The 247-nt window shown below is 43.7% G+C and carries 1 protein-coding gene; it reads right to left on the reverse strand.

Annotated features, from left to right (window positions below):
- On the reverse strand, nucleotides 1–247 hold a 247-nt coding region (locus AC3II9_RS22265), incomplete at both ends, for a proton-conducting transporter transmembrane domain-containing protein (RefSeq protein ID WP_489158929.1).

Consider the following 247-nt stretch of genomic DNA (forward strand, 5'->3'; position numbering starts at 1 on the left):
TGGTTGAATAGGCTAACAGTCCTTTTAAATCTTCTTTGAAAATAGCAAAACACGCTGCCATACAGAGCGTAAATAGGCCGACAAACGTAACGATATTATGATAAATCGCAGCGCCTATAAAGATTGGAAGTAAGCGGGCAAGTAGAAAAATCCCGGCTTTTACCATGGTCGCAGAGTGCAGGTAAGCGGACACTGGTGTTGGTGCCGCCATTGCGTTAGGTAACCAAAAATGAAATGGAAACTGAGC

The sequence above is a fragment of the Lysinibacillus sp. RU7 genome (assembly GCF_057837305.1).